This is a genomic window from Roseovarius sp. A-2, from assembly GCF_002072155.1.
Lineage (GTDB): Bacteria > Pseudomonadota > Alphaproteobacteria > Rhodobacterales > Rhodobacteraceae > Roseovarius.
Genome location: NZ_BDIY01000003.1, coordinates 183,868 through 208,973, shown reverse-complemented (window position 1 = coordinate 208,973; position 25,106 = coordinate 183,868). Strand labels below are relative to the sequence as shown.

Here is a 25,106-nt window from a genome sequence, read left to right as displayed (position 1 = left end):
TCCGCACCGTCTGAGCGGGGGGCCGCGCCTGCGGCCCTCCGTATCCCCCGTCGCCCGCACATCCCGCGACCTGCCAGTAAACGAGGGGCCTGACCGTGCTCGTGTTCATTCTCAAACGACTTGGCCTTGCCGTTCTGGTGGCCTTTACCGTGTCCTTCATCAGCTTCAGCCTGCTGTTCATGGCGGGCGATCCTGCGGCGGCGCTGGCAGGCGAGACCGCGAGTGGCGAGGATATCGAGGCGGTGCGCAAGCTCTATGGCTTTGATCGTCCGATGCTGGTGCAATACGGCGACTGGCTGATTTCTGCGCTGCAGTTCAATTTCGGGGAAAGCTATTATTTCCGCCTGCCGGTGTCGTCGTTGATCGTCGATAGGCTGGGCGTGACCATGACGCTGGGCGTTTGCGGGATCAGTTTCGCGCTGTTGACCGCCGTACCGCTGGGCGTGGCCGCTGCGATCCGCCCGAATTCGATCATCGACCGGGCGGCGTTGTTCCTGTCGGTGGCAGGGCAGGCGATGCCGAGCTTCTGGTTCGGCCTGATACTGATCGTGATCTTTGCCATTCAACTGGGCTGGCTGCCGCCCTCGGGCGCGTCAACACCTGCGCATTTCATCATGCCGACCATCGTGTTGGGTTATTACGCGATGCCCGCGATCATGCGCCTGACGCGGGCCGGGATGCTCGATGTGCTGTCGTCGGATTACATCCGCACCGCGCGGGCCAAGGGCGCGCCGGAGGGCCGGGTGCTGTTCCGGCACGCGCTGCGTAACGCGATCATTCCGGTGGTGTCGCTGGCTGCGGTGCAGATGGGCTTCATGCTGGGTGGCTCGATCGTGGTCGAGTCGATCTTTGCGCTGCACGGGGCGGGGTTCCTTGCGTGGGAGAGTATCGCGCGCAACGATCTGCCGACGGTGCAGGCGCTGATCCTCGTCTTTTCGATGTTCTACATCGTCTTCACCTTTCTGGCCGATGTGCTGAATGCCTGGCTCGACCCCCGTATGCGGAGCAGCTGAGATGACCCAACCTGATACGCAGGATCCGATTCTGGCAGAGATCACCGGCCCGACACCCGGGCAGATGTTACGCAAGCGCGTGGTTGGCCATCAGGGCCTGATGATCGGCGTCGTCGTGCTGGTGATCCTCACGCTGATCGCGATCTTTGCGCCGCTGCTGGCCCCGCATGACCCTTATGCCCAAAGCCTGATGACCCGGATGGAGCCGCCGGTGTTTCTGGGCGGCGACTGGGAGCATCCGCTGGGCACTGATCATCTGGGACGCGATTACCTGTCGCGGTTGATCTATGGTGCGCGCGTGTCGCTAATGATCGGGGTGATCGCGGCGCTGATCTCGGGCGTGATCGGTACCGCGATGGGCGTGGCCGCCGGATACTTTGGCGGCCGCGTGGACATGGTGGTGACGTTTCTCATCAACGTGCGGCTGGCGATGCCGGTGGTTCTTGTGGCCCTTGCGGTGGTCGCCATTCTGGGTGGATCGCTTCAGGTGGTGATCGTGGTGCTGGGGCTCTTGCTCTGGGACCGGTTCGCGGTGGTGATGCGCGCCTCGACGCTTCAGGTGCGGGGCCGCGAATACGTGGCCGCCGCGCGGGCGATCGGTGCCTCGACCCCGCGGGTGATCCTGTCCGAGATCATGCCCAATATCGCCAATAACCTGATCGTCGTTGTGACGCTGGAAATGGCGCATGCGATCCTGCTTGAGGCGGCGCTATCGTTCCTTGGCCTCGGTGTACAGCCGCCCACCCCAAGCTGGGGCCTGATGGTGTCGGAGGGCAAGAACATGATGCTCTTCGAGCCGTGGATGGTGCTGATCCCCGGGGCCGTGCTGTTCATCCTCGTGCTGGCGATCAACCTGATGGGTGACGGTCTGCGCGACGTCACCGCCCCCGAAAACCGGAGCTGAGACCATGGAGACCCCCCTGTTGAGCGTGCGCAACCTGACGCTGGATATTCCCGTGGGTGGCGGCATATTGCACGCGGTGCGTGGCATTGATTTCGACCTGATGCGCGGCGAGACGCTGTGCATCGTGGGTGAGAGCGGGTCGGGCAAGTCGCTGACCTCGCTGGCGCTGATGGGCCTGTTGGGCAAGACCATCCGGCGCAGCGCCGACCGGATGGATTTCGATGGCACGGATATCCTGACCGCCAAGCCGCGCGCCATGCGCGCCCTGCGCGGTGATCGCATGGCGATGATCTTTCAGGAGCCGATGACCTCGCTCAACCCGGCCTATACGATCGGTGATCAACTGACCGAGGCGCTGCTGTTGCACAAATCCGTGGGGCGCGAGGCGGCGCGGGATCGTGCGGTGGAACTGCTCGAAAAGGTCGGGATCACCGCCGCGCGCAGCCGTCTGGGCCAGTATCCGCATCAATTGTCGGGCGGGTTGCGGCAGCGGGTGATGATCGCCATGGCGCTGATGTGCGAGCCGGAACTGATTATCGCGGATGAGCCGACGACCGCGCTCGACGTCACCATTCAGGCGCAGATTCTGCGGCTGCTTTATGATCTGGGGCGCGAGATGAACATGGCGATGATCCTGATTACCCATGATCTGGGCGTGGTCGCGCGCGTGGCTGACAAGGTGGCGGTGATGTATGCGGGCGAGTTGGTGGAGACCGGCCCGGCGACCGATGTGTTCAACACGCCGTCGCACCCCTATACGCGCGGATTGCTGCGCTGCATTCCGCAGCCGGGCAAGACCGAGCGGGGCAGCACGCTGGGCACCATTCCAGGTATCGTGCCGTCGCTGATCGGCGATGTGCAGGGCTGCGCATTTCGCACGCGCTGTCCGTTTGCGCAGGCGGAGTGCAAGGCCGATATCCCGCGCCGGGAAGAGGGCACGCATATGTTTCGCTGCATTCACCCCGACGGCAAACGCCATGCCGAAGAGGAGGTCACCGCATGAGCAACGCATCTGCATCCGCTGTTCTGGAACTGCGCGGCGTGACCAAGACCTATCACGTCAAGCAGGGCCTTTTCGGCACCGCGCGGCCCCTGACGGCGGTCAACGACGTGTCGCTCTCGCTGCCGCGCGGCGAGGTGCTGGGGCTGGTGGGTGAATCAGGCTGTGGCAAGTCTACGCTGGCCAAAATCCTCTTGGGGCTAGAGGCACCCACGGCGGGGCAGGTTCTGGTCGATGGCGAAGAGATCGGCGCGCAGGACCGCATGACGCTGGCGCGGCGAATTCAGCCGATCTTTCAGGATCCCTATTCGTCGCTCAATCCGCGCAAGAGCATTTTTGACATCGTGTCGCTGCCCTTGCGGGTGCATGGCATCGGCGACCGGGCGCATTGGGAAAAGGAAGTGCGCTCGATCCTCGATATCGTCGGTCTGCCCGCGCGGGTGATGAACACCTTTCCCAGCCAGATGTCGGGTGGGCAGCGGCAACGCGTGGCGATTGCGCGGGCGCTGATCATGAAGCCCGAGATCGTGATCTGCGACGAGCCGACCTCGGCGCTGGATGTGTCGGTGCAGAGCCAGATCCTGAACCTGCTGGGCGATCTGCGCCGCGAGTTCGGGCTGACCTATCTGTTCATCAGCCATGATCTGGCGGTGGTGGAGCATCTGGCGACGCGGGTTGCGGTGATGTATCTGGGGCGCATCGTCGAGGAGGCGGGTGTCGCGGGGCTGTTCGATGAGGCCGCGCATCCTTATACGCAGGCGCTCTTGAAGTCGGTGCTGACGCCGGAGCCGGGCTTGGGCGTGCCCGACACGCAGCTTGGCATGGCCTATCCCAATCCGATTGATCCGCCGTCGGGCTGTCATTTCCACCCGCGCTGCCCGATGGCGACGGACCTGTGCAAGACCACCGCACCGCGTGCCGTCGAGACGTCGGCGGGGCGGGTGGAATGTCACCTGCACGATCCGCTAAGCCCGATGCACAATCCAAAGGCGGCTTGAGATGTCAGTAAATCTATCGCGCACGGCGACCACAACCAAGACCGTCATTGAGACCGAATACGGCATCGTTGCCGCCCAGCACCGGCTGGCCGCGCAGGCCGGGGCGGATGTGCTGGCGGCGGGCGGCGATGCGGTGGATGCCGCGATTGCCACCTCCTTTGCCGTGGGCGTGCTGGAGCCATGGATGAGCGGCCCGGCAGGGGGCGGCGCGCTGATGCTGTGGCGCGCAGAGGACGGTCAGGCCCAGGCGCTGGATTACGGCATGCGCGCGCCGGTCGCCCTTGATCCCGCCGATTATCCGCTGACCGGTAAGGGTGTGGCGGGCGATCTCTTCCCGTGGGAGCAGGTCGAGGGCGACCGCAACGTGCAAGGGGCCACCGCCGTGGCGGTGCCGGGACTGGTTGACGGCATGGGGCGGATGCATGCGCGCTATGGCCGGATGCCCTGGGCCGATCTGTTGGTGCCGGCCATCGCCCATGCCCGCGAGGGGATGCTGGTCGATTGGTATGCCGCGCTGATCATCGCCTCGACAACGCGGGAACTGGCAAAGGATGCGGATGCCGCCGCCCTCTTTCTGGAGGACGGGCAGTGGCCGACGATCTCGGGTTGGACGGCGCTGGCGGAAAAGCGGCTGGATCAGGCGCGGATGGCCGACAGTCTCGATCAGATCGCGCGGCATGGCGCGCGGGCGCTTTACGATGGTGATCTGGGGGCGGCGATGGCCGCCGACATTCAGGCCAAGGGCGGCAGCCTGAGCCATGACGATCTGCGCGGGTATGAGGCGGTGTTTCGCGACCCGCTGTGCGTCGATTATCGCGGCGCGCGGTTCGATGTTCCGCCGGGGCTGACCGCCGGGCCGACCTTTGCCGATGCATTGCGGGTGATAGAGGGCCGGGAGATGGGGGCGCAGCCCGGTGCCGACGGGTTTGCCGCCTATGCGGACGGCTTGAACGCGGCCTATGCCAAGCGGCTGGCGTCGATGGGCGACACCGGCGAGAGCGAGGCGCATTCCGGCTGCACCACGCATTTCTCGGTGGTGGACCGGCAGGGCAACATGGTGGCGCAGACCCAGACGCTGCTGTCGATTTTCGGGTCGCGGGTGGTGTCGCCCTCGACCGGGTTCACCATGAACAACGGGATCATGTGGTTCGATCCTGTGCCGGGGCGGCCCAATTCGCTGGCCCCCGGCAAGCGCTGCCTGATGAATGTCTGCCCGATTTTGGGCGCGGCGGGCGAGGCGCGGTTTGCCTTCGGTGCCTCGGGCGGGCGCAAGATCGTCTCGGCAATGGTGCAGATGGCGTCGTTTGTCGCCGATTACGGGATGGAGATTGGCGCGGCCTTTCATCATCCGCGCATCGACGTGTCGGGGGCGGCGGCGGTGGTCGCCGATGAGACGCTGCCCGATGCGGTGCTGGCGCGTCTGCGCAGTGAATATACCGTGCATACCACCCGGCGCAGCCCGTTCCCCTATGCCTTTGCCTGCCCTGCGGGGGTGATGCGGCGGGGCGCAGTGAACACCGGCTGCACCGAGATCATGTCACCCTGGGGTGACGCCGTTTCAGAAGAACAGACAGGACCATCATGACCAGAGATGCCGCGATCACCACGATTTCCGATTACTTCGATGACGGCCGGTTTCAGACCGACCTGGCCGATCTGGTAGCCTATGAGACCGAGAGCCAGAACCCCGATCAGGCCCCGGAACTGCTGCGCTATCTGAACGAGGCGATGCTGCCACGGCTGACGGGCATGGGCTTTGCCTGTGCCATCCACGACAATCCCGCACCGGGGGCGGGCCCGCTGCTGGTGGGGGAACGGCACGAGGGCGACGACCTGCCCACGATCCTGAGCTATGGGCATGGCGATGTCATCCGCGCGCAGACCGATCAGTGGCGCGAGGGGCTGCATCCCTTCAAACTGGTCGAGGAGGGTGATCGCCTCTATGGGCGCGGCACCGCCGACAACAAGGGACAGCACCTGATCAACATCGCGGCGATGGAGGCGGTGATCGCGGCGCGCGGGCAATTGGGGTTCAACTGCCGGATCGTGATCGAGACCGGCGAGGAAACCGGATCGCCGGGGCTGCATGATTTCTTTGCCGCCAACAAGGACGCGCTCAAGACCGATGTGCTGATCGCCTCGGACGGCCCGCGGTTGCAGCCCGAGACGCCCACCATGTTCATGGGCTCGCGCGGGGGCGTAACGTTTGATCTGGTGGTTGATCTGCGCGAAGGGGCGCATCATTCGGGCAATTGGGGCGGATTGCTCGCCGATCCGGCGATGATCCTGGCGCAGGCGCTGTCATCCATCACCGATGCGCGCGGGCAGATCCGCATTCCCGAATGGCGGCCCGACAGTCTGAGCAACAGCGTGCGCGCGGCCTTGGGCGGCTTGCCAATCGAGGGCGGCGACGGCCCGGCGATCGACCCCGACTGGGGCGAGGAAAGCCTGACCCCCGCCGAACGCGCCTATGGCTGGAACAGCTTTGCCATTCTGGCCATGAAGAGCGGCGTGCCTGAGGCCCCGGTCAATGCCATTTCAGCCCATGCACGCGCGACCTGTCAGTTGCGCTATGTGGTGGGCACGACGCCCGAAGATATCCTGCCCGCGCTACGGCGGCATCTGGATGCGAAGGGGTTCGAGGCGGTCGAGATCGTGCCGCACGATCGCGGGTTCTTCCGCGCCACGCGGCTCGACCCCGATCACCCTTGGGTAAAATTCACCGCCGCGTCACTGGAGCGGACATCGGGGCAGGCACCGCATGTGCTGCCCAATCTGGCAGGATCGCTACCCAATGACGCCTTTGCCGAAATCCTCGGCCTTCCCACCGTGTGGGTGCCGCATTCCTATCGCGGCTGTTCGCAGCATGCGCCCGATGAGCATGTCCTGAAACCCGTCTGCCGCGACGCGCTGCGGCTAATGGCGGGGCTGTTCTGGGATATCGGCGCGGGGGCCGGTGATCCGGTGTCGGAGCCTGTCTAGACACGCCCGACGCGCAGGCAACAGGGCTTTCGCTCTGGGTAATGCGGCATTGCTGGCGCGCATGCCATCCTTGGCGTGCTGTCAGCCCCCTTAGGATAGCCGCTCGGACAGCGCGTGTCGGGGGTGCGCGCGGGGTGACTGATCCACCTGCGCGGCCGGGTGGTCAGCCAGTTGGGCCTGCGCCTCACGCGCATGATCCTGTCGGTGTCGCGGGTGCTCGGCGTGTCGTTCGGGCTGTGGCCCGCGCTGATGAAGTTGTCCTACATTTTCGGACAGGTTTACAACTTGTCTAGCATCGCCGGAGGTGCCTTATTCTTATTGTCGCCTTATCAACAGTCAGTTTCAGCGCCAAAACGACAGCCTTTCGGTTCTTGGGACCTTGGCATCCTACTTTTCAACAACCGCATGCAACTGGACGTGCTCAGTTCTCCAAATTCCGAAGACTCGCCACAACCTACCGCAACACAGCCCCTCACCCACCCCACGTAACGCAGCGTTCATGGGTGACAAGCGCGCGCAGGCGAGGCATCAATGCGCATGTTCTGGCGCAATTTCGAACCGAAAGAACCTGTCAACTTTTCTGAGATTGCTTGAACCAAGGGAGAGAGCCATGACCGATTATCCTCACCTTCTTGCCCCCCTCGATCTGGGCCATGTGACGCTCAAGAACCGCGTGCTCATGGGCTCCATGCACACCGGGTTGGAGGAGACGCGGGACTGGAACCGGGTGGCCGAATTTTATGCCGCCCGCGCGCGCGGTGGTGTGGGCCTGATGGTCACCGGCGGCATGGCCCCCAACCGCGAGGGCGGCGTATTCCCTGGCGCGGCGGGTCTCTTCACGCCCGAGGATATCGCCAATCACCGCGTCGTCACCGACCGGGTGCATGCCGCGGGCGGGCTCATTGCCATGCAGATCCTGCACGCCGGGCGCTACGCCTACGGCAAGGAATGCGTCGCCCCCTCGGCAATCAAATCGCCGATATCGCCTTTCGTGCCCACCGAACTCGACGAGGACGGCATCGAAAAGCAGATCGCCGATATCGTCACCGCGGCGGAACGCGCCCGCGAGGCGGGCTATGACGGGGTCGAGATCATGGGCTCCGAGGGCTATTTCCTCAACCAGTTTCTCGTCACCCACACCAACAAGCGCACGGATCGCTGGGGCGGCTCTTATGAGAACCGGATGCGCCTTCCCATCGAGGTGGTGCGCCGCACCCGCGAGGCCGTCGGCCCCGACTTCATCCTGATCTACCGCCTGTCGATGATCGACCTCATCCCCGAGGGCAGCACCCACGCCGAGGTAGTGCAACTGGCCCAGGCGGTCGAGGCGGCGGGGGCTTCGATCCTCAATACCGGCATCGGCTGGCACGAGGCGCGGGTGCCGACCATCGCCACCTCCGTCCCGCGCGCGGGCTGGGCCTGGGTCACGCAAAAGCTGATGGGCAAGGTGAGCATTCCCGTCATCACCTCGAACCGGATCAACACGCCGGAGGTAGGCGAAGACCTGATCGCGCAGGGCGTGGCCGACATGGTGTCGATGGCGCGACCGTTCCTGGCCGATGCGGATTTTGTCAACAAGGCGGCGGAGAGGCGCAGCCAGACCATCGCCCCCTGCATCGCCTGCAATCAGGCCTGCCTCGATCACACCTTTTCGGGCAAGCTCACCTCCTGCCTCGTCAATCCGCGCGCCTGCCACGAGACCGAATTGACAATCACCCCCGCCGACACGCCGAAACGCATCGCTGTTGTCGGTGCCGGGCCTGCGGGCCTCTCGGCCGCGATCACGGCGGCAGAGCGCGGACACAAGGTCACGCTCTTCGACCGCGCAGATAGGCTTGGGGGCCAGCTCAACATGGCCCGCGTCATCCCCGGCAAGGAGGAATTTCACGGCCTCGTCGACTGGTTCGAGGTGATGGTCGAGGAGACCGGCATCGCGGTCAAGCTGGGCGTTGAGGTCGGGCCGAATGACCTTGCGGGCTTTGACGAGGTGATCATCGCCACCGGAGTAATCCCGCGTGACCCGGGTATCCCCGGGCAGAACGGCCCAAACGTGCTCAGCTATATCGACGTGCTGCGCGGGAAGGCAAATGTGGGCAAGCGCGTCGCCGTGGTGGGCGCGGGTGGGATCGGTTTCGACGTGTCCGAATTCCTCGTCCATGAAGGCGAGAGCCCGACCGAGAACCTGTCGCTGTGGCGCGAGGAATGGGGCGTGGGCGACCCCGCAGAGGTGCGCGGCGGGCTGGCACCGCAAGGCCCGCAGCCCGAACCGCCCGCCCGCGCCGTGACGCTATTGCAGCGCAAGGCCGAACGCCCCGGCAAGCGGCTGGGCAAGACCACCGGCTGGATTCACCGCGCTGCGCTGCGGATGAAAGGCGTCGAGATGGTGAGCGGCGTCAATTATGAGTGCATCGACGCCGACGGCCTGCATGTCAGCTTTGGCGAGGCGCGCGAGACACCCAAACTCATCGAGGCCGACACCATCGTGCTCTGCGCCGGACAGTTGAGCGAACGCAGCCTTGCAGATGCGCTGGAGGCCGAGGGCGTGACGTGCCACGTCATCGGCGGCGCGGATGTGGCCGCCGAGCTTGACGCGAAACGCGCTATTAATCAGGGCACGCGGCTGGCAGCCACGCTCTGAGGCGGGTTATTCCACGGTAATCGTGATTACCTCGGACGTCACCGGCGGATCGTGCGGCACATGGTTCATGTCGCCCAGAACCAATTGCAGCGTGTGCTCTCCCGGCTCCAGGTCAAGACTCACTTGCGTCTGACCGCCGCCGAAATGAATGTGGTTCTCATCGGCGGGCAGGCTGGTGTTCAACTCCTCTGCCCCGTCCGGCCCCTCACCCAAAGGCGGGCGGTCGACCAGCACATGGTGATGGCCGGTATTCTCCTTCTCGGTGCCGGCAGGCGCCACGCCCATGCCCTTGAGGCCAAAGACCACCGTGACCGGGGCCTCGACAGTCGCGCCGTCCGAGAGATTGACGAAATAGACGTCTGCCCCCTCGGGCGCGGGCGTGTCCCCGGCGAGTGCGGGCGCGGCGACGGCCAGAAGGCCTGCGGTGATTAATGCTGCAATACGTGTCATGGTAGATCCTCCTGCCCCGAGACTAACACAGGTTGCGCCTCGATGCAGTGTTTCGCCACTTACAGCTTGGTGTTTCCGCGTTTCCCCGCCGGGAACGATCTTCGGAATATCAAGATATTGTCGGGCATGCGCCGCAGTTGTGCCTGATTTATTGGGCAGAACAGAGCCTGACACGCAAGAAGAGGTATCAGTATGGATCGCCTGACGGAAATGGAGGCCTTCGCCACGGTGGTGGATCAAGGTGGGTTCACCGACGCTGCGCGCAAGCTGGGCATTTCGAAATCCGCCGTATCCAAACACGTTTCGTCCCTGGAGGCCCGTCTCGGCGCACGTCTGCTCAACCGCACGACACGCCGCGTCAGCCCCACCGAAATCGGTCTTGCCTATTACGACCGGGCGCTGCGGGTGCTCAATGATGCAGGCGAGGCGGATGCGCTGGTCAGCTCGATGCAGTCCGACCCCTCGGGCCTTTTGCGCATCTCGGTCGCCACCGATTTCGGCGTCAACCATCTCAGCCCGATCCTAGGATCTTTCCTGGACGAATTCCCCGACATCACCGTCAACATGGTGCTCAACAACCGTTATGTGGAGCTGATTTCCGAAGGCTTCGACATGGCGATCCGCATCGGCGAGCTGGAGGACAGCACGCTGCGCGCCCGCAAACTGACCGAGACCACCAAGCGCATGATCGCCAGCCCCGCCTATTTCCAGAAATACGGGCGGCCACAAAAGATCGACGATCTCAACGAGCACAAGCTGCTGCATTATTCCAGTCAGGCGGGCAACGCGGTCTGGAAGCTGACCGCCCCCTCGGGCGAAAAGCGGCAAGTGCGCACGGCGGGCGGCCTGAGTGTGAATGACGGCCAGTCGCTGCTCAATGCCGCGATTTCCGGGCTCGGTATCGCCTACCTGCCATCGTTCCTTTACGCCAAGGCGATGACGCAGGGGCTGGTCGAGGATGCGATGCCCGACCTGCCGGTCGACATGCAGGGTATCTACGCGGTCTACCCGCCGGGGCGATTCACCCAACCCAAGGTGCGCGCCTTCATTGATTTCCTGGTCCACCAATTCGCCGACAAGGGTCCGGTGGACTGGTAAGCATCACGCGGGTCGCGAAGGGCCCCGAGCGGTCGTACCGCATCCCGCGCGAAACGCACCGAAGGTGCCGCGCGATCGCCGGGCCGTCCTGCGGCACCTTCTGGCGGGGCGCTATGTCCGCTCAAGGCCGGTTACGCGTCCCGCTTCACCCGATCAAAAAACCCGTCAAAGCGCCTCGATCGCCAGCGCGATACCCTGACCGCCGCCGATGCACATGGTGATCAGCGCGCGCTTGCCCCCTGTCCGCTCCAACTCGTAAAGCGCCTTGACCGTGAGGATCGCGCCGGTCGCCCCCACCGGATGGCCGAGTGCGATGGCCCCACCATTGGGGTTGACGCGACCCGGATCGAGGCCAAGCCCCTTGTTGACGGCAAGCGCCTGCGCGGCAAACGCCTCGTTCGATTCCACCACGTCGAAATCCGCCACGCTGAGCCCGGTCTTGGCGAGCAGAGCCTCGATCGCCGGGACCGGGCCGATGCCCATCACCTCGGGGCGCACCCCGGCATGGGCGTAACCGAGAACGCGCGCGCGGGGCTTGAGGCCTGCGGCCTCCGCCGCCTCGGCCCGGGCGAGCACGAGGGCGGCAGCCCCGTCATTGATGCCGCTGGCATTGCCGGCTGTGACGGTGCCATCCTTCTGGAACACGGTTTTCAACCCGGCGAGCGCCTCGGCGGTGGTTGCCTTGGGGTGCTCGTCGGTGTCGAACGCCACCATGTCGCGTTTCACGCGCACCTCCACCGGCACGATCTGCGATGTAAATCGGCCCTCTGAAATCGCATCCGCCGCACGGCGCTGGCTTTCAAGGGCAAAGGCGTCCTGATCAGTACGGCTGATGTCATGTTCGGTCGCGACATTCTCGGCGGTGACGCCCATATGGCCGGTGCCGAACGGACAGTTGAGCGCGCCCAGCATCATGTCGAGCGTCTTCACGTCGCCCATCTTGGCGCCCCACCGCTGATCGGGCACGATGAAGGGCGAGCGGCTCATGTTCTCGGCCCCGCCCGCGAGGCCGAAATCGGCATCACCCAGCATCAGCGATTGGACAACCGACACGATGGCCTGCGCGCCCGACCCGCAGAGACGGTTGACGTTCATTGCCGGGGCCGTATCGGGAATCCCTGCGTCAATCGCGGCAACGCGGCTGACATACATGTCGCGTGGTTCGGTATTGATGACATGACCAAAGACCACATGACCGATCTGCCCGCCTTCGACACCCGAGCGGGCCAGCGCCTCGCGGGCCACCGTGGCACCGAGCGTGGTGGGCGGCGTGCCCGCAAGGGCCCCACCGAACGTACCTATCGCGGTGCGGCAGCCATCCAGAATAACGATATCGGTCATGGGTCATCCTCCCCCAGGTTTACGTTGGTAGGACCCTAGCGGCAGGACAGGGCAAAAGGCAACGCGGACGTGGTGTCAACGCGCGGCGACCGCGCATTTGGGCAGGCCGTGCTGTCCGACGCACCCGCACGCCTCTACGGTTCCGTCATCCTCGGACTTGATCCAAGGATCTCGCAGCTGTCCCGGAACTGCCATGTGGAAGATCCCCGCTTTCGCGGGGATGGCGGGCACAGGGATCATTCCTCCGGCCCGAGCAACTCACGTCCGCTGTCGGTGATCAGATGACAGATGGGGCCGTGAAACACCGCAGGCCAGAGCGGGCGGCCATAGCCCGCGCCGCCGTCAAGGTCGACGCGGTTGCCGAAATGCTGCGGCCAGTCGAGCGCGGTGTGGCCATGCACGACAAGCCAGGGATGCGGCGCGGTGTGGTCGAGAAAGCCCTCGCGGATCCACATCAGATCGGTCGCGCTCTGTTGACTGAGGGGAACGCCGGGGCGGATGCCTGCGTGGACGAAGAGCAACTCATCCGCCTCCTCAAAGAGCGGCAGGTCGGCCAGCCAGTCGCGATGCGCCTGGGGCACGGCGGCCCGGGCGGCCTGCCAGGCGGGGCTGGTCTCGGACGCGCCGACCCCGTAGGAGGCCAGCGTCGCATCCCCGCCGAGCCGGGGATTTAGCCACGTCAGACCAGAGCGGACCTGCGGGGACTGGAGCGCGCCGCCGTCGAGAAAGTCAAGGAAGAGCTGGTCGTGATTGCCCTTGAGCACGGTCCAGGGGCGGCCCTGGGCCTGCCCCTCCATCAGCCGGTCGATCACGGCGCGGCTATCGGGGCCGCGATCCACCAGATCGCCGAGAAAGACGATGCGCGCCTCGGCGCCGCCATCGCGGTGCACGAGATCGAGCGCGGCGGCAAGCAGTGCGTCCTGACCGTGGATATCGGGGATTGCGTAGATCGGCTGGGTCATGCGGGATCTAAAGCCAGAATGCGCCGCGAATGTCCAGCCCCGCGACATGCGGCGGCGCGCAAGCGGGGACGCGCCGCACTTGTCTCCTCCTTTTGTCTGTAGCGGATGGCCGCAGCAACCTCTTGCGCTTTGGGGAAACCGCGATAGGCTCTTGCCTGGTGAATACAACGCAAACGGTATTCGCTACGGGTGTGCGAAGGGGAGAGCGTGCGCCGGTTCAGCATCGTGGGGTCACATGCTGATGATTGGCCTGCCGGTGATCCGGTGGCCCGACATACAGAGGTATCAGGGAGGAACCAAATGAAACATCTGCTGTCATCCATCGCAACGCTCGCCCTTACCGCCGGTCTGGCGCAGGGGCAGGCGGCGAACGTCCCGGACAATCTCGACAAGCTGTCGAATTTCCAGACCACCGGCGTCACCGACTTCACCTTTATCGAGCAGGGCGGTGACTATGCCGAGGGGATCAAGGCTACGCTGGACAAGATCACCCTGCCCGACGGGTTCAAGATCGAGCTTTACGCCGTGGTGCCCGATGCGCGCCACATGGCGGTGGGCCCGCAGGGCATCGTGACCTTCGTCGGCACCCGCAAGGACAAGGTCTGGTCGGTCACCGACCGCAACAAGGATCGCGTCGCCGACGAGGTCAAGGATTTCGCGCCCTCGCTGCAATTCTCGATCCCCAACGGCCCCTGCTTTTCGCCGGACGGGTTCCTCTATATCGCCGAACAGAACCGCGTTCTGCTCTTCCCCGCCGCCGAGTTCTTTTACGAAAGCCCCGACGTGGCGGCGTTCAACCTCGTGGCCAAGGGCGATCTTATCCCCGAGGACGAGGAAAGCTTCAACCACACCGCGCGGGTCTGCGATATCGGGCCGGATGGCAAGATCTACATCTCGCTCGGTCAGCCGTTCAACGTGGCCCCGGCGGACAGGCTGGACAAGTATAGGAAATGGGGCCTCGGCGGCATCATCCGGATGAACACCGACGGCACCGGCCGCGAGGTCTACACCTACGGCGTGCGCAACTCGGTCGGCCAGGATTTCCACCCCGAAACCGGCGAATTGTGGTGGACCGACAATCAGGTTGACGGCATGGGCGATGACATACCGCCCGGTGAGTTGAACCGCCAGACCGAGATGGGTCAGCATTTCGGCCACCCGTGGTTCGGCGGCGGCGATGTGCGCACCAACGAGTACAAGGGCGAAGAGGTGCCCGTAGACGTGGTGATGCCCGCCGTCGAAACGATCGCCCATGCCGCCGATCTCGGCATGACGTTTTACACCGGCAACATGTTCCCCGACCATTACAAGAATGCCATCTTCTCGGCGCAACATGGCTCGTGGAACCGCACCGATCCGGTGGGCGCGCGCGTCATGGTCACCCATATCGATGACGAGGGCAACGCCACGATGGAGCCTTTTGCAGAGGGCTGGCTGACCGATGATGGCGAATATCTTGGGCGCCCGGTCGACGTGGCGCAGCTGCGCGACGGCTCGATCCTCGTCTCCGATGATCTGGCCGGAGCGATCTACCGGATCTCCTACGAGGGCAATTGATGCGACCGATGATGTTGCTGGCACTGGGCGGGATTTTCCTCGCCCAGATGTCCTATGCCCAGGAGGTGACGGGCGACGCGCAGGCCGGGCGCAAGCAGGCCATGCAGTGCCGCACCTGTCACGGCATCGAGGGACACGCGAAAATGCCCATCGTGCCGCATATCGGCGGCGAGAATCCGGCCTATATCGAACATCAGCTAACCGCCTTTCGCGACGGCCAGCGCGTGCATGAAATGATGAGCGTGGTGGCAAAGGGCCTCAGCGATCAGGCGATTGCCGATCTCGCAGCATGGTACAGCGCGCAGGAACCGGTGGCGACGCTTGGCCCGGGACAGGACCCGGCGAACGCGCCCGAGGCCTGCATTGCCTGCCACGGAGCCGATGGCATCGCGCAGATCGAGGATGCACCCAATCTTGCCGGTGAGACGGTGATGTATATCGATACCCAGCTCAAGGCGTTCCGAACCGGCAAGCGTACGCATGAGGTGATGAGCCCCATCGCCGCCGAGATGACCAATGACGAGATCCGCGCGGTGGCCGAATGGTATTCCTCGGTCGGGTTCGAGGTAAAGCCCGCCGAGTGAGGGCCGCGCCTCAGAACGGGGCCTTGGCGCGAAACTTCACGCCTGCGCCGCCATCGGGGTGGCGCAGGCGCAACTCTTCGGAATGTAGCATCAGGCGCGGATAGTCCCGCGCCGCGCCGCTGGCATAGAGCGGATCACCAAGAATCGGATGCCCGAGGCTGAGCATATGCACCCGCAACTGATGACTGCGTCCGGTCTTCGGGCTTAGCCGCACCCGGCTCTCGCCCTCGCCCTGCCGCAGTACGCGCCATTCGGTCCATGCGGCGCGCCCGGTCTCGTGGCAAACCTTTTGCAACGGACGGTTCGGCCAATCGACGGTCAGTGGCAGATCAACCACGCCGGTCCTTGGCGCAAGCAGCCCCGCCACCCGCGCCACATAGCTCTTTTTCGCCTGCCGCTTCTCAAATTGCAGGCCAAGATGACGCTGCGCATGCGGACTCAGCGCAAAGATCATCACGCCCGAGGTGTCGCGGTCGAGCCGGTGCACCAGCAAGGCTGTCGGAAACGCGTCTTGCAGGCGGCTCATCAGGCAATCGGCCAGATGCTCGCCCTTGCCCGGCACGCTGAGCAGGCCCGCGGGCTTGTTGACCACGACGATTTCATGATCGTGATGCAGGATGTCGAGCGGATCTGTGGGCGGTGCGTAATCGGACATGCGCGCGCCTTACACCACGGCGCGGGCGAGGGCCACCGCCGCGCTCACTCCGCCGCGTCGCGCAGGCTCGACATCAGCAGGTGAAACTTCTCGCCCTGGATGGCGACATGGCCGCGCAGCTCCTCGGCGGCGCGCTGCTCCTCGCCCGCGCGCAGGGCGCTGACCACGGCCTCATGCTCGGCCATGGATTGCGCCATACGGCCACGCAGGCGCAATTGCATGCGGCGAAAGGGCTTCAGGCGGCGATGCAGGCGCAGCGCCTCCTGTTCGAGAAAGCCATTGCCCGTCTGATGGTAGATCATGTGGTGAAATCGCTCGTTCTCGCGGTAATAGCCATCGGTATCGCCCGCCTCGATCGCCGCCGTACAGCGCGCGTTGGCAGCGTCCAGATCCTGCAATGCCACCTCGGTGATACGCTGCGCCGCGAGCCGGGCGCAGACGCCCTCGATTTCGGCCATGGTCTCGAACATCTCCATCAACTCGACCGGGCCGGGATGGCGGATGAACACGCCACGGCGCGGGATCTGCACGGCAAGGCCCGAGGCGACCAGCCGCTGCAACGCCTCTCGAATCGGCGTGCGCGAGACCTCGAATTGCCGCGCCAGCCGGATCTCGTCGAGCCGGTCGCCGTCGCTGAACCCGCCGGTGAAGACAAGCTCTTCCAGCGCATCCGCAATGATATCGGCCCGGCGTGGTGACATGGAAAAACTTTAGGCGGCGTAACCTTTGTGCGCAAGAAGGAAGTTATTGTATACAAAAATATTGACTCTGAATTCAAAACACCAAAGACTGATTCCATGCTGACGGGTCATCTGGCCCAAGGCAGTTATGGGAGGAATACATGAAACACACATTCTATGCGGCCACCGCCGCAAGCGCGCTGCTTCTGGGAGGAATGGCAAACGCCGCCGAATTGCGCCTGTCGCATCAGTGGTCCAACAACGACGTGCGGCACAAGGTGGCACAGATCGTCGCCGATGAGGTGGCCGCCGCCGATGTCGATCTCGAGATCAAGATCTTCGGGTCCAAATCGCTGTTCAAGCCGCGCGAGCAGTACACGCCGCTCAGCCGTGGACAGCTTGATATGTCGGTGCTGCCGCTCAGCTATGCAGGCGGGCAGCAGCCCTCGTACAACCTCACCCTGATGCCGGGGTTGGTGAAGAACCACGACCACGCCGCGCGCCTCTCGGACAGCCCCTTCATGGACGCGATTGAGGCCAAGATGGCCGAGGATGACGTGATGGTGCTGGTGCATGGCTATCTCGCGGGCGGCTTTGCCGGCAAGGAAAAGTGCATCACCAAGCCAGAGGATATCGAGGGCCTCCAGACCCGCGCGGCGGGCAAGGCGTTCGAGCAGATGCTTGCGGGTGCCGGGGCCTCCATCGCCTCGATGGCGTCGTCGGAAATCTACAACGCCATGCAGACCGGCGTTCTGGATGCGGCCAACACCTCGTCCTCGTCCTTCGTCTCTTACCGCATCTACGAGCAGGTCAGCTGCTACACGCCCGCGGGCGACGTGGCGCTGTGGTTCATGTATCAGCCGCTGCTGATGAACAAGTCCACCTTCGAAGGACTGTCCGAAGACCAGCAGGCCGCGCTGATGGCCGGGGCGGAAAAGGCCGAGGCCTTTTACCTGGAAGAGGCCAAGAAGCAGGATGCCAACTCCGTCGAGGTGTTCGAGAAGGCGGGTGTCGAGATCGCTCACATGACGCCGGAGGAATTCGATGCCTGGCGGGCCATTGCGCAGGAAACCTCTTACAAGGCGTTTGTAGAGCAGGTGCCCGACGGACAGGAACTGCTCGACATGGCGCTCGCCGTCGAGTGATCTGATATGCGTGCCGCGCCCCCTGACCGGGCGCGGCATGTCTCGGCTGAAACCCCGACCACCATCAGGAGTGCCAAATGGCTGGCCAGATCTCGGGCGCCGTCGCGCGCACCGGCAACAACCCCTTCTTGCGTGCCGTCGCCGCGATATCCAGCCTCGCGGGCTGGATCTCGGCGGGCATGATCGTCTCGGCAGTGCTGATCACCTGTCAGATGATCTGGATCCGTTTCGTGTTGAACGGCTCGACCATCTGGCAGACCGAGGCGGTTATCTACCTCATGATCGCCGCGACCCTCTTGGGTCTGCCCTATGTGCAACGCCTGCGCGGGCATGTGAACGTGGATCTGATCCCGCTCGCACTGCCACGCCGGATGCGCAAGGGGCTGGCGGTGTTGACGTTGTCGCTCTCCATTGCCGTAGTCAGCGTCATGCTCTGGTATGGCTTTGAATTCTGGCATTTCGCCTGGGCGCGCGGCTGGACGTCAGACACGGTCTGGGCGGTGCGGCTGTGGATCCCCTATCTCGCGCTCCCGGTCGGCTTCGGCCTGTTCTTGTTGCAACTGGTTGCTGATCTCGTGGCCCTCATCCTCGACATCGACACCCCTTTCGGACTGGAGGACGCCTGATGGATCCGCTTCTGCTTGGTCTTATCGTCGCCCTCGCGACCATCGTCGTGCTGTTTTCCGGCGTCTCCGTCGCGGTCGGTCTGCTGATCGTTTCTGGCGGCTTCCTGATCATCTTCGACGGGATGCGCTCGCTTGAACTCATGCCGGAAATCTTCTTCGGCAAGCTCGACAATTTCGCGCTGCTGTCCATTCCGATGTTCATCATCATGGGGGCCTCTATCGCCTCGACCCGGGCGGGCGCTGACCTCTACGAGGCATTGGAGCGGTGGCTCACCCGCGTGCCGGGTGGCCTCGTGATCTCCAATCTCGGGGCCTGTGCGCTCTTCTCGGCAATGTCGGGCTCCTCGCCCGCCACCTGTGCCGCCATCGGCAAGATGGGCATCCCCGAGATGCGCAAGCGCGGCTATCCTGATTCCGTCGCCGCGGGCTCCATCGCGGCGGGCGGCACGCTCGGTATTCTGATCCCGCCCTCGGTCACGATGATCGTCTACGGCATTGCTACCGAGACCTCGATTGGCCGTCTGTTTCTGGCGGGGGTCATTCCGGGCATGCTATTGGTCGCGCTCTTCATGGCGTGGTCGCTCTATCAGACATGGAAGGCGGGCGATGTGCGCCTGATCGGTGCCAAGCCATACACATGGGCACAAAAAATCGAGATCCTGCCCCGCGTCCTGCCGTTCCTCGCGATCATCCTCGGCGTGCTCTATGCGATGTATGGCGGCATCGCCACGCCGTCCGAAACTGCGGCCGTCGGCGCGCTTCTTTGCCTCGTGATCGCCATGGTGATCTACAAGCTGTGGGATCCCCGCGCGCTCTGGGTTGTGTTGCGCGACAGCACCCGTGAAAGCGTGATGATCCTTTTCATCATCGCGGCGGCGGGGGTGTTCTCCTACATGCTCTCGTCGCTTTTCATCACCCAATCCATCGCCGAATGGATCGGCACGCTTGACGTCAATCGTTGGATTCTCATGGGCGCGATTAACGTCTTTCTGTTGATCGCGGGCTTCTTTCTGCCGCCCGTCGCGGTGATCCTGATGGCGGCACCCATCCTGTTGCCGATCATCACCACAGCCGGCTTTGATCCGATCTGGTTTGCCGTGGTCCTGACCATCAATATGGAGATCGGCCTGATTTCGCCGCCCGTGGGCCTCAACCTCTACGTGATCAACGGCATCGCCCCCGATATCAAGCTCAAGACGATCCTGGTTGGCTCGCTTCCCTATGTTGGCTGCATGATTCTCGCGATCATCCTCTTGTGCCTCTTTCCGGGGCTGGCCACATGGTTGCCGAACGCAGTGATGGGATTGGGCTGATGAGCGTACTGGCGGATCTTCTTTCAACGGTGTTCGAGCGGCGCTATCGCGGTGCCGCCGAACCTGACCGGCAAAACCGCAGCATCGAGGCGCTGTGCCGCGATCTTCTGGGCAGTTCCGGCGAGGTGTCGGGCATGGCGCTCGCCCGGCTGATCCTGGATCGGTATGCGGGCATGGACGATGCGGGTAAACTGGGGTTCTTCGAGTTCCTGACGCAGGACATGGGTATTGATCCGGAGGCGGTACGCGACACGCTCGATGCGTTCGAGACCACGCCCGACCGCAACACCTACCGCGCCTTCCTGTCCGCCGCAGAGCCGCCACGACAAGAGCTTGCCCGCCGTCTCAACCAGGTCCCGGGGGCCACGGCGCAGCTTGTGGCGATGCGCTCCGACCTTTTACGCCTTACGTACGAAAATCCGAGCCTTTCGGTGGTCGATCTCGATCTCAAGCATCTCTTCGCCTCGTGGTTCAATCGCGGCTTTCTGGTGCTGCGCCCCATCAACTGGACCAGTTCGGCGGATGTGCTGGAAAAGATCATCGCCTATGAGGCGGTGCATGCCATTGACAGTTGGGACGACCTGCGCCGACGGTTGCAACCGGCCGACCGGCGCTGCTTCGGGTTTTTCCACCCCGCGATGCCCGACGAACCGCTGATTTTCGTCGAAGTGGCGCTGAGCCATGGCATTCCGGGCGCGATCCATGATGTGCTGTCGGAAGAGCGCGAGGCGATCGCGCCGGATGACGCAGATACCGCGGTTTTCTATTCGATCTCCAACTGCCAGTCGGGTCTGGCGGGCATTTCCTTCGGCAATTCGCTGATCAAGCAGGTAGTGGCGGACCTGTCGCAGGAATTGCCCAATCTCAAGACCTTCGTCACCCTCTCGCCGGTTCCCGGCCTCACCCGCTGGCTGTCAGAGCATGACAAAACGATGCCCGAGGATGACGAAGCCCGTGGTCAGATCACCGCGCATTACCTTCTGAATGGCAAGCGCGACAAGGGCGGGCCCTATGACCCTGTGGCGCGCTTTCACCTCGGCAACGGGGCCTCGATCCATGCGATCCATGCGGGGGCCGATCGGTCGCGCAACGGGCAAAAGCAATCGGGCGGCGTGATGGTAAATTACCTTTACGACCTGCGCCAGATTTCGCAGAACCACGAGCGATTTGCAGCCTCGGGCGAGATCGCCGCCTCGACAGAGGTGACAGCCCTCGCCGCTGCGGTCGCCAAGACGACGGAATGAAGGACAAGACCATGGCCAACCCCCTATATGATACGCTGTTCGGTCGCCATGCGGGCCGATCCACCCCGTTTCTCCACCTCGGCGACGGGCAAACGCTCAGTTATGACGCCTTTCTACGGCTGACCGCGCGCTATGCACATGCCTTCGGCGCGGCGGGGCTTGCGCCCGGCGACCGGCTTGCGGCGCAGATCGAGAAATCGCCCGAGGCGCTTGCGGTCTATGCCGCCTGCGTGCAGGCGGGCATCGTGTTTCTGCCGCTCAACACCGGCTATACCGGCGATGAATTGTCATATTTCGTGAGCGACAGCGGCGCGAAGCTGCTGCTCTGTGATCCGGCCAAATCCGACGCGCTCGCGCCGATGGCCGAGGCGGCAGGCGCGGCGCTGATGACGCTGGATGCAGGCGGCAACGGTACGTTGCCCGACGCGGCGCGTGACCTGCCCGAGACATTCGAGACCACCGCGCGCGAGGGCGATGATCTGGCGGCGTTCCTCTATACCTCGGGCACCACGGGCCGCTCCAAGGGGGCGATGCTGACGCAGACCAACCTCTTGTCCAATGCCGAGGTTCTGGTCGATTACTGGCGGTTCAGCGCCAAGGACGTGCTGCTGCACGCGCTGCCGATCTTTCACACGCATGGGCTCTTCGTGGCCACCAACATCATCCTGCTCGCAGGCGGATCGATGATCTTCCTGCCGAAATTCGACGTGGACACGGTGATCGCGCAGCTGCCGCGCGCCACCTCAATGATGGGCGTGCCGACCTTCTACACCCGCCTGCTGGACGATCCGCGGTTCACCCGCGCGTCGGTGGCGCATATGCGGCTCTTCACCTCCGGCTCGGCCCCGCTTCTGGCAGAGACGCATGTCGCCTTTGAGGAACGCACAGGCCACCGCATCCTCGAACGCTATGGCATGACCGAGACCAACATGAACACCTCCAACCCCTATGACGGCGCGCGCCGGGCGGGCACGGTGGGCTTTCCGCTGCCGGGGGTGGAACTCAAGATCACCGATCCGCAGACCGGCGAGACCCTCCCGCAGGGCGAAATCGGCCTCATCGAGGTGCGCGGCCCGAATGTCTTCAAGGGGTATTGGAACATGCCCGAAAAGACCGCCGAGGAGTTGCGACAGAACGGTTTTTTCATCACCGGTGATCTTGGGCTGATCGACGATCAGGGCTATGTGCAGATCGTGGGGCGCAACAAGGATCTGATCATATCTGGTGGCTACAACATCTATCCCAAGGAGATCGAATTGCTGCTCGACGACCAGCCCGGCGTGCTGGAAAGCGCCGTGGTGGGCGTGCCGCATCCCGATTTCGGTGAGACGGTGGTGGGCTTTCTGGTGCCGCAAACGGGTGAAACGCTCGATCTCGACGCCATCGCCGGGGCCGCGTCGCACAGCCTTGCGCGGTTCAAGCATCCGCGCAAGCTCATCGTCCTGAACGAGTTGCCGCGCAACACGATGGGCAAGGTCCAGAAAAACGTGCTGCGCGCCGAGTATGCGGATATCTTCGCCACCACCTGAGGCAACAGGGGCTCAGCCGCGCCCGATATAGGGCATCTTGGTCGCCATCAGCGTCATGAACTGCACATTCGCCTCGGGCGGCAACTCGGCCATGTGCAGCACCGTGCGCCCGACCTCGGCCACGTCCATAGTCGGCGGCGGGGTATCGGGATTGGCGGCGATGATCCCTTCCAGCAACTCGGTGCGCGCGTTGCCAATGTCGATCTGTCCGCAGGCGATGTCATACGCGCGACCATCGAGGCTCAGCGTCTTGGTCAGCCCGGTAATCGCGTGTTTGGTCGTGGTATAGGCAACCGACCCTTCGCGCGGCGCATGGGCCGAGATCGAGCCGTTGTTGATAATCCGCCCACCTTGCGGCTGCTGCCGCCGCATCTGGCCGAACGCCGCCTGCGCGCAGAGGAACATGCCATGCAGGTTCACTTCGACCACCTGCCGCCATTCGTCATAGCCCAGCTCGTCGATCATCGCCGCGCGGCCAAAGCTGCCCGCATTGTTGAACAGCACGTCGAGGCGGCCCGCCTTGGCGGTGAACGTATCAAAGCAGCGCGCCACGTCCTGCGGATCGGTCACGTCGCCGGGCAGGATCACCGCGCGGTCATTTCCCTCTGCCACGGTTTTCAGCGCCTCGGGGCGGCGCGCCATCAGGCCGACCTGCCAGCCAGCCGCAAGAAAGGCGCGCGCGCAGGCGGCCCCAATGCCGGCACTTGCGCCGGTGACGAGAACGGATTTCATGTCTCCTCCTCCTGTTCGAGTTCCAGTGGCACAGGCGCGGTGAGCAGATCATCGATGCTCAGGAGCGCGGTCGGTTTCGACAACCGGTTACGCACCACCCAGTGAAGCCGCTCCTCCGCCCGCGTAATCGCGACATAGGACAGCCGCTTCCACAAGGGCTGTCCGGCTTCCGAGCGGCCCATCCGGGCGGCCGCATAGATATCCGGGGCAAAGACCTGCACATCGCGCCATTGGCTACCCTGCGCCTTGTGGATCGTCACCGCCGCGCCATGCAGAAAGGTGGCCCCCATATTGGCCGCATAGGGGATGAACGGCTCTTCCTCACCGGGCTTCTCAATCTTGACGATCGAGGCTGCCGACAGGCGCGGATCCTCGGCCCCGATGACATGCAGGCGCGAAAAGCCGGGGCGTTTGCCGGGGCCGAGATAGATCACCTGCGCGCCCTTGATCAGCCCGCGCGCCTCCAGATCCAGCCGCTTCTTGCGGTGCTTGAGCGGTAGCTCGATCCCGTCGCAGACCAGCGGCTCGCCTTCCAGCAACGCCGTCTCGGGCGCGCCATGCACCGCGCGAAAGGCATTGATGAGGCGAATGCGCGTGGCGTTGCGCCAGACCAGCACCGGCGAACGCGCCATCAGATCGACCTCGACCCGCTCAGCCCATCGCACGCGCTCATCGCGCTTGGCCGCGTCCTCGATCATCCGTTCGAAATGGTGAAATTCCAGCGCCGGATCGGCCAGCGCATGGGCAAGATCAAGGATCGGGTTGTCGGCATCCTGCCGGTGAATGCGGCTCAGCTCCAGCCGCGCGGGCGCGGGCAAGGTCTCGAACACCATGCCGTCATTGGACTTGACAGGCGGCAGTTGCGCCGGATCGCCAAACAGCAGCAAGGTCGGGAAAATCTCTTTCAAATCCTCGAATTGCTGACCATCCAGCATACTCGCCTCATCAACGAAGCCGATATCGAGCGGCTCTTCGCGGCGCTTCCAGCCGGTGATGAAATCCGACCCGCGCAGCCCCGCCGCCGCCAAAGCACCTGGAATCGACTTGTTGCTCTGGTAGAAGGTCAGCGCCCGGTCGAGCGCAAGATCTGTCAGCCCCTCGATTTCGGGGCGGTCGCCATTCCCGGCCAGCCATTCGGCGATCTTTTCATATTCCGGATCATAGACCGGGGTATAGAGGATGCGGTGAATGGTCGTCGCGGGCACCCCGCGCAGGCGCAGCACGCTTGCCGCCTTGTTGGTCGGGGCGAGAATGGCCAGCGTGCGTCGGTCGCGGCGTTTGCGCCCCTCCCAATCGCCCGAAACGACATCGACGCCCGCCTCCTCAAGCGCGCGGTAGAGCGCGGCCAGCAAGAGCGTCTTGCCCGATCCGGCCTTACCCACCACCGCCAGCACCGCCTGCTTGCCCTCACGCGGGGGCGTCAGAAGCCCCTCTTCAAGGTCCACGCCCACACTCCGCAGCGCCTCCGCGATGCGGTCATGGGCCTCGGCCTGATCGGGGGAATAGATAAGTGCGGTCTCGGTCATGCGCGCGACCCTAACGCCGGGGCGGATGAGGTGCCAGCGAAAGACGCAGGCGATATGGCGATGGCGCTTGACCGCGCCTGCGCACCTTCCCTATTGCGACAGGGACAGGTAATGTCTGACAAAAAGACC

22 protein-coding genes are annotated in these 25,106 nt (G+C 64.1%); 15 read left to right on the top strand and 7 right to left on the bottom strand.

The features are described from left to right. Positions 1-95 precede the first annotated feature (95 nt). From BHD06_RS06300 to BHD06_RS06270, 7 genes are all read left to right on the top strand, one after another. Positions 96-1,013, top strand: coding sequence for an ABC transporter permease (locus tag BHD06_RS06300; RefSeq protein WP_080456140.1), 918 nt, complete (start codon positions 96-98; stop codon positions 1,011-1,013). Position 1,014: 1 nt separating this feature from the next. Then, entirely contained in the window at positions 1,015-1,917 is a 903-nt protein-coding gene (locus BHD06_RS06295; RefSeq protein ID WP_080456139.1) for an ABC transporter permease, read from the top strand. Positions 1,918-1,921: 4 nt separating this feature from the next. After that, entirely contained in the window at positions 1,922-2,920 is a 999-nt protein-coding gene (locus BHD06_RS06290) for an ABC transporter ATP-binding protein (RefSeq protein ID WP_080456138.1), read from the top strand. Continuing rightward, positions 2,917-3,915, top strand: a complete 999-nt coding sequence (locus BHD06_RS06285; protein ID WP_080456137.1) for an ABC transporter ATP-binding protein — start codon at positions 2,917-2,919, stop codon at positions 3,913-3,915. Before BHD06_RS06290 ends, BHD06_RS06285 begins: the two co-directional genes overlap by 4 nt. A 1-nt stretch (position 3,916) precedes the next feature. After that, complete coding sequence (locus BHD06_RS06280) at positions 3,917-5,500, top strand: gamma-glutamyltransferase (protein ID WP_080456136.1); 1,584 nt, start codon at positions 3,917-3,919, stop codon at positions 5,498-5,500. Further along, entirely contained in the window at positions 5,497-6,897 is a 1,401-nt protein-coding gene (locus tag BHD06_RS06275; RefSeq protein ID WP_080456135.1) for a M20 family metallopeptidase, read from the top strand. Before BHD06_RS06280 ends, BHD06_RS06275 begins: the two co-directional genes overlap by 4 nt. Positions 6,898-7,507: 610 nt before the next feature. Continuing rightward, on the top strand, positions 7,508-9,535 hold the full coding sequence (locus BHD06_RS06270; RefSeq protein ID WP_080456134.1) for an NADPH-dependent 2,4-dienoyl-CoA reductase: 2,028 nt from the start codon (positions 7,508-7,510) through the stop codon (positions 9,533-9,535). Between the two features lie 6 nt (positions 9,536-9,541). On the opposite strand, the gene BHD06_RS06265 is transcribed toward BHD06_RS06270, so the two are convergent. Beyond that, the gene (locus tag BHD06_RS06265) at positions 9,542-9,985 is read right to left on the bottom strand and encodes a DUF4399 domain-containing protein (RefSeq protein WP_080456133.1); all 444 of its coding nucleotides are present in this window, start codon (positions 9,983-9,985) and stop codon (positions 9,542-9,544) included. Positions 9,986-10,177: 192 nt separating this feature from the next. Here BHD06_RS06265 and BHD06_RS06260 point away from each other — a divergent pair, with 192 nt between their 5' ends. Next, on the top strand, positions 10,178-11,083 hold the full coding sequence (locus BHD06_RS06260; RefSeq protein ID WP_080456132.1) for a LysR family transcriptional regulator: 906 nt from the start codon (positions 10,178-10,180) through the stop codon (positions 11,081-11,083). Positions 11,084-11,248: 165 nt separating this feature from the next. Here BHD06_RS06260 and BHD06_RS06255 read toward each other — a convergent pair whose 3' ends face one another. After that, the gene (locus BHD06_RS06255) at positions 11,249-12,424 is read right to left on the bottom strand and encodes an acetyl-CoA C-acyltransferase family protein (protein WP_080456131.1); all 1,176 of its coding nucleotides are present in this window, start codon (positions 12,422-12,424) and stop codon (positions 11,249-11,251) included. 236 nt (positions 12,425-12,660) lie between these two features. Next, positions 12,661-13,386 carry a metallophosphoesterase gene (locus tag BHD06_RS06250; RefSeq protein ID WP_080456130.1) on the bottom strand — a complete coding sequence of 242 codons (726 nt, stop codon included), beginning with the start codon at positions 13,384-13,386 and terminating at the stop codon, positions 12,661-12,663. Positions 13,387-13,686: 300 nt separating this feature from the next. Between BHD06_RS06250 and BHD06_RS06245 the strand changes: the two genes are divergently transcribed. Then, entirely contained in the window at positions 13,687-14,943 is a 1,257-nt protein-coding gene (locus BHD06_RS06245; protein WP_080456129.1) for a sorbosone dehydrogenase family protein, read from the top strand. Continuing rightward, positions 14,943-15,527 (top strand): cytochrome c, encoded by a 585-nt coding sequence (locus BHD06_RS06240; RefSeq protein ID WP_080456128.1) that lies wholly within the window; start codon positions 14,943-14,945, stop codon positions 15,525-15,527. Before BHD06_RS06245 ends, BHD06_RS06240 begins: the two co-directional genes overlap by 1 nt. A 10-nt stretch (positions 15,528-15,537) precedes the next feature. On the opposite strand, the gene BHD06_RS06235 is transcribed toward BHD06_RS06240, so the two are convergent. Beyond that, entirely contained in the window at positions 15,538-16,182 is a 645-nt protein-coding gene (locus BHD06_RS06235; RefSeq protein ID WP_080456127.1) for an RluA family pseudouridine synthase, read from the bottom strand. A gap of 44 nt (positions 16,183-16,226) precedes the next feature. Beyond that, complete coding sequence (locus BHD06_RS06230) at positions 16,227-16,883, bottom strand: GntR family transcriptional regulator (RefSeq protein WP_080456126.1); 657 nt, start codon at positions 16,881-16,883, stop codon at positions 16,227-16,229. Between the two features lie 140 nt (positions 16,884-17,023). Between BHD06_RS06230 and dctP the strand changes: the two genes are divergently transcribed. The 5 genes from dctP (at position 17,024) to BHD06_RS06205 (ending at position 22,719) form a co-directional block, all read left to right on the top strand. Further along, the gene (gene dctP / locus BHD06_RS06225; RefSeq protein ID WP_080456125.1) at positions 17,024-18,007 is read left to right on the top strand and encodes a TRAP transporter substrate-binding protein DctP; all 984 of its coding nucleotides are present in this window, start codon (positions 17,024-17,026) and stop codon (positions 18,005-18,007) included. A 77-nt stretch (positions 18,008-18,084) separates the two neighbouring features. Continuing rightward, the gene (locus BHD06_RS06220; protein WP_080456124.1) at positions 18,085-18,633 is read left to right on the top strand and encodes a TRAP transporter small permease; all 549 of its coding nucleotides are present in this window, start codon (positions 18,085-18,087) and stop codon (positions 18,631-18,633) included. Next, on the top strand, positions 18,633-19,946 hold the full coding sequence (locus BHD06_RS06215) for a TRAP transporter large permease (protein ID WP_080456123.1): 1,314 nt from the start codon (positions 18,633-18,635) through the stop codon (positions 19,944-19,946). The genes BHD06_RS06220 and BHD06_RS06215 overlap by 1 nt, the downstream gene beginning before the upstream one ends. Continuing rightward, entirely contained in the window at positions 19,946-21,190 is a 1,245-nt protein-coding gene (locus BHD06_RS06210) for a malonyl-CoA decarboxylase (protein ID WP_080456315.1), read from the top strand. Before BHD06_RS06215 ends, BHD06_RS06210 begins: the two co-directional genes overlap by 1 nt. Positions 21,191-21,201: 11 nt before the next feature. After that, the gene (locus BHD06_RS06205; RefSeq protein ID WP_080456314.1) at positions 21,202-22,719 is read left to right on the top strand and encodes a malonyl-CoA synthase; all 1,518 of its coding nucleotides are present in this window, start codon (positions 21,202-21,204) and stop codon (positions 22,717-22,719) included. 12 nt (positions 22,720-22,731) lie between these two features. Here BHD06_RS06205 and BHD06_RS06200 read toward each other — a convergent pair whose 3' ends face one another. Both BHD06_RS06200 and BHD06_RS06195 read right to left on the bottom strand, forming a co-directional pair. Continuing rightward, positions 22,732-23,451, bottom strand: coding sequence for an SDR family oxidoreductase (locus tag BHD06_RS06200; protein ID WP_080456122.1), 720 nt, complete (start codon positions 23,449-23,451; stop codon positions 22,732-22,734). Next, positions 23,448-24,977 carry an AAA family ATPase gene (locus BHD06_RS06195; RefSeq protein WP_080456121.1) on the bottom strand — a complete coding sequence of 510 codons (1,530 nt, stop codon included), beginning with the start codon at positions 24,975-24,977 and terminating at the stop codon, positions 23,448-23,450. Before BHD06_RS06195 ends, BHD06_RS06200 begins: the two co-directional genes overlap by 4 nt. Positions 24,978-25,106: the final 129 nt, after the last annotated feature.